Source organism: Rhodococcus sp. no. 34, from assembly GCF_054589475.1.
Window position 1 is genome coordinate 148855 of sequence record NZ_BAAILK010000049.1, and the last position, 4726, is coordinate 153580.

The window sequence follows — 4726 nt, forward strand, 5'->3', positions numbered from 1 at the left end:
GCGGTCTTGCCCGCGAAGTTCGGATTGGCGGCAATCGCGGCGTCGAACTTGGCGTCGAGGCCGTCGAGTAGCGCCTTGCCTTCCGATTCTTTGCCGAGTGCCTTGGCGACGAGTTCGGTCTGCTGCTCGACCGTCGTCCCGTAGGCAGTGGCGAGACCCGGCGGCGGCCCGACCGTCGGCGCGATGGCACTGAGCTTGTCGTAGGTGGCCTGCGTGTTGTCGCTTCGCGTCCACAGAATGAGGTCCGGTTCGAGCGCGATGACGTCTTCGACGCTCAAGTCCATGGTTCCGAGGATCTTCGGGTCCGTGGTGAACTCGTCCGCAATCCAGGGTCCGACGCCCTTGCCACCGAACGCCATCCAGTCCGCGACGCCCACTGGTTGAGTGCCCAGAGCGAGTGCCGTCTCGGCGTCCGACCAACCGAGCGCGACGACGCGCTCCGGGTTGGCCGGGACCTCGACGTCACCGAACATGGTCGAGACGGTTGCTCCCGCCTCCGCGGGTGCGTCAGCGCTGTCGCTGCTGCAGCCGGCAAGTCCGGCGACGGCGAGCGAGGCCGCCAAGGCGGTGACTGCAATCTTCATTCGAGAGACTTTGATTCGCATGGTTACCAGCACTCCTCCAACGCTCAGCGAGAATTAGGGAAGGCTAGCATCAGCTAACGAAGGCTGTCGCCCATCGGCCAGATCGTGTTCAGGACGCGTCTGCGGCCCGTTCGAGCTCCGCGATGTCGATCTTCTTCATCTTCATCATCGCGTCCGTGGCGCGTTGCGCCTTGGCCCGATCCGGATCCTTCATCAGTTCGAGAAGGCGATTCGGGACTACCTGCCAGGACAATCCGAACTTGTCCTTGGCCCATCCGCACGGGCCCTCTTCCCCATCCTCGGTCAGCCTGGACCAGTAGTGATCGACCTCAGCCTGATCGACGCACGGAATCTCGAAAGACACTGCTTCCGAGAACGTGAACATCGGCCCGCCGTTCAATCCGGTGAATCGCTGACCGCCGAGTTCGAAGCTGACGGTCATCACCGAGCCTGCCGGCATTCCGGAGGGCGATCCCTCGACGTACCGTTCGATTCCGAGTATCTGCCCGGAACCGAACACCGAGATGTAGAAGTTGGCTGCTTCTTCTGCCTGGTTGTCGAACCACAAACAGGGAGTGATGGAAGGCATGTTCTGTCCTTGTCGGAGAGGTTACGAAACAGGTGTACAGGGTTATAGACCCGACCCGAAACGAAAACTCATCGCCAGGAACTGCTCAAGCGGACAACGCAGATTCGAGCATCGGCCAGGAACGAACGAGTTCGTCGCGCCAGTACGGCCAACCGTGCGTCCCCACCGGCTGAGCGCTGCGGGTGACATCGACTCCGCGATCACGCAACACCTGAGTGATCTGGTCGGTGCACAGGTTCGATCCCAGTTCCATGACCCCGCCGACGACCAGTACCCGGCCCAGGGCAGGAGTATCGAGAGTTTCGTGCGGACCTGGTAGTCCCGATCCCGAGGCGAGATACACCTTGGTGCCGCGCAGCTTGTCGGCATTGGCGAAAATGTCGTGCTCTTGCCAAGCCTCGCTGCCGGCCGGACCCCACATCTGCTCCGAACGGGCATTTCCGTTGATGACCACGAGATCGGTCAACGCCTTGCCGAATCCTCCGACGGTTGTGTAGCAGCCGCTGTAGCCCGCGACCGCGTCGTACAACCCGGCCGAGCGTTGGGCCAGGATCAGAGCGGCTTCTGCACCCATCGAGATCCCGCCGATTGCGTTGTGCCCGTTGGTGGCGAACCTCGTGTCGATCAGTGGGGGAAGCTCTTTCGTCAGGAACGTCTCCCACTTCAGACGACCGAATTTCGGGTGGTCTTCCTGCCAATCGGTGTACATGGTGCCGGTTCCACCGATGGGGAGTACGACGTTCACATTCTTGTCGGCAAAGAACGGGACGATATCGCCGTTAGCCGGGGCCAACCAGTTGTTCTCTTCGATCTGCCCGGAATTGCCGTCCAGGAGATACAGCGTCCCGCGCGGTTCCGAGCGGTCGGCAGGAAGCAGCACTTTCACCGCCATGGTGCGCCCCATGGCGGGACTCGCGACGTCGAGAAGCACCAAGCGCGAAGACAGTTCGGTGACACTCGTTATCTGCGGAGTCTCGTCGGCGAGTGCGGTCGACGGCAGCGCAAGAAGTGAAGTCAGGGCGAGCGCGCCGACGAGAACAACGCTTCGAAGGCTCGCTCTACGGGAACTCACAGGCCGAGCGACGCGGCGATCATCGGCCACGAGTCGTGTAAGTCGTCTTCCCAGTATCCCCATGAATGCGTTCCTGCCGGCTTGAAGTTGTAGCGAATGTTGTTCATACCCAATGCGTTCGTCTTGTCCGCAAGCTGGGTGGTGCAGTAGTGAGTTGCCGCCTCGATTCCGCCACCGAGAACAAGCTGCAACGCCAGTTCTGTGACGTCGTTGCCGATCCGCGGATCGGCAAGTGTGTCGTACGGACCCGGAATTCCGGTTGCGGTTGTGATGTACATCGGGATTCGAGGTAGCTTGTCCGCGTTGACAACCGGATCGTGAGCCGGCCAACCCGGACCATCGTACGGACCCCACATGTTTTCCGCGTCACCCCCACCCACGGCGACCACGAGTTTCACGAAGTTCTGCCCAATGCCCGGACTCGTCATCGCGCACCCGCTGAAGGACCCGACACTGTTGTACAGCGCGGGCGCCGCCATAGCCAGATCCAGTACCGACGTGCCTGCCATCGACAGGCCTGCCAGTGCGTTCTCGCCGGTCGTCCCGAACGTCGAATCAATGACTGGCGGTAGTTCTTCCGTCAGGAAAGTGGTCCACATGTTGACCCCGTTGTTGTTGCCGGATTTCGCGAGGCCGGGGTCCGGCCGCTCCCAATCGGTGTAATAGCTGAATGCTCCACCGAGAGGGGTGACCACGTTGACGTGCTTGTCCGCGAAGAACTTCGGTGCGTCGGTCCGCACCGACCACGTCGCGTCGTCTTTTCCTCCGTCTACTCCGTTGAGTAGGTAGAGCGTCGGAGCAGGCGTCGAAGTATCAGCCGGCCGCAAGACCTGCAACGGAATGTCGCGCCCCATCGACGGTGAGTACACCGAGATGTCGACCAGCCTGCTGTCCGCCGACTGAGCGTGACCTGGTGCTGTGAGGAGCTGGAACCCACACACTGCCGTGGCCAACGCCACGAAGACACGGAAAACCGTTCGTAACGCACGAGTCTCGATCATCCGGGTCACTCTCTTCGGCAGCGGAACCTTTCGAACGGTACCGCCTGAAACAGGCAAACCCGACGTGATCGGAAAAACTCGATCCGGTCGACACGGAAAGGCTCACGCACCGAGTGCGTGAGCCTTTCTCGTCAGACGACGCTTACTTGGGCGTAACCGTGCCGCCACTGAGCTCGGTCAGCGAATTGAAGAATGCGGTGCCGACGTTGTTGACAGCCGTGATGACGTTCCCCACGATTTCGAAGGATCCCATGAAAACTCCTACAGTTGTTTAGGTCTCGGTCACCCGAGCGGAATTTTGAGGTCGAACGGTCCGATTCCGGCGAGCGGGATCAGAGGAGCGGCTTGAGGCTGCCTGTGTTCGTCTGAACCGAACCGATGAAGGTTTCGAACAACTGGTCGCCGGCACCAAGCGAGCCCATGCCCTTGAGTGCAAGTTCGACGATCGACATCAGTGAACCCATGTGAATCTCCTAGAGAAGTCAGAGGTCAGCTGCCAAAAGCACCCGACAGTGCTGTGACAGCTGCGTCACATCTGTAATGTATCCGTGACGTGGGTAACAGTAATCATACGAACGACCAGTTGGCAAAGGATTCCGACAATGGGGTCATTATTTCGACTAATAAGGTCTGCTACTGAAAAAATTCCGGCCAATCGGTCGAATTTGACCAATTCTGTCGCCGCATTGATCAACCGCCCCAAATCCTGCGGTTACCCACCAGTAAACTGAAATCATGTCTAGCGCAACCTCACTCACGCAGGTAGCTAATTTCCGGTGGCACCGCCATCAACTCGACCGAGCGGTTGTCGGTGACGCCGATCACAGCGATTGCAGCATTCTCGATCTCGGGATTCAGAACACCGGACCTGACGGAGCCGCCTGGGCCCTGCGGATCCGCGGCGTCCGCGTCGACGCCACTGAGCTCGCTCTTGCCTGGACGTTGCGCGGAGCCCCCCACTATTACCGTCGGGGCGACCTGCCTGCCGTCGCCGCCGCCACGTCGCCGTTCAGCGAAGCCGATGCAGCCAAGCGCATTTACGACGCGAATCGGCCCCTGAAGGCCGCCGGCATCCCGACGCTGACTGCCCTGCAAACAGTTGCTGCTGCGATGCGGGACATCGTCTCGAAACCAACCGTCAAGGGCGAGATGTCCGCGCAATTGACCACGCGGGTCACCGAGCCCTATCTGAGATTCTGCCGCCCGTGCAATGCCACTCATCTGTACGAGATGCCGTTCCGGCTCGCGGCACTCCAGGCAGGCCTCGAGCTACAGCCGGACACATCTCCCCCAGTGCTCGAACGCATTCCGGGTTGGCGCCGACGCCCATACAGCGCCACGGGCGCAGACGCCGATCCCCGCTTCGACGTGATCCGCGGGTATCTGCGCTTCTACGGCCCCGCCACTCCTGCTCACGTCGCGTCGTTTCTCGATGCCCCGGTCAAGGACGTCAAAGCCCACTGGCCCGTCGATGCCGAGG

The 4726-nt window shown here is 61.0% G+C and carries 6 protein-coding genes; 1 reads left to right on the top strand and 5 read right to left on the bottom strand.

Going from position 1 to position 4726, the window contains the following annotated elements:
* The 5 genes from ACYP01_RS29460 to ACYP01_RS29480 form a co-directional block, all read right to left on the bottom strand.
* A partial coding sequence (locus ACYP01_RS29460) for an ABC transporter substrate-binding protein (RefSeq protein WP_459683566.1) occupies positions 1-584 on the bottom strand: 584 nt, incomplete at its 3' end.
* A gap of 109 nt (positions 585-693) precedes the next feature.
* Complete coding sequence (locus ACYP01_RS29465; protein ID WP_050656019.1) at positions 694-1173, bottom strand: VOC family protein; 480 nt, start codon at positions 1171-1173, stop codon at positions 694-696.
* A gap of 85 nt (positions 1174-1258) precedes the next feature.
* A complete protein-coding gene (locus tag ACYP01_RS29470) occupies positions 1259-2245 on the bottom strand; it encodes an alpha/beta hydrolase (RefSeq protein ID WP_238592671.1) in 987 nt (328 codons plus the stop codon).
* Positions 2242-3246, bottom strand: a complete 1005-nt coding sequence (locus ACYP01_RS29475; protein ID WP_459683570.1) for an alpha/beta hydrolase — start codon at positions 3244-3246, stop codon at positions 2242-2244. Before ACYP01_RS29475 ends, ACYP01_RS29470 begins: the two co-directional genes overlap by 4 nt.
* A 332-nt stretch (positions 3247-3578) precedes the next feature.
* A complete protein-coding gene (locus tag ACYP01_RS29480) occupies positions 3579-3710 on the bottom strand; it encodes a hypothetical protein (RefSeq protein WP_003945242.1) in 132 nt (43 codons plus the stop codon).
* Between the two features lie 271 nt (positions 3711-3981).
* Here ACYP01_RS29480 and ACYP01_RS29485 point away from each other — a divergent pair.
* On the top strand, positions 3982-4726 hold a 745-nt coding region (locus ACYP01_RS29485), incomplete at its 3' end, for a DNA glycosylase AlkZ-like family protein (RefSeq protein WP_459683572.1).

Excerpts from the sequence above, each read along its gene's own strand:
- ACYP01_RS29465 (WP_050656019.1), bottom strand. The coding sequence starts at position 1,173 with ATGCCTTCCATCACTCCCTGTTTGTGGTTCGACAACCAGGCAGAAGAA.
- ACYP01_RS29475 (WP_459683570.1), bottom strand. The coding sequence starts at position 3,246 with ATGATCGAGACTCGTGCGTTACGAACGGTTTTCCGTGTCTTCGTGGCG.
- ACYP01_RS29480 (WP_003945242.1), bottom strand. The coding sequence starts at position 3,710 with ATGGGTTCACTGATGTCGATCGTCGAACTTGCACTCAAGGGCATGGGC.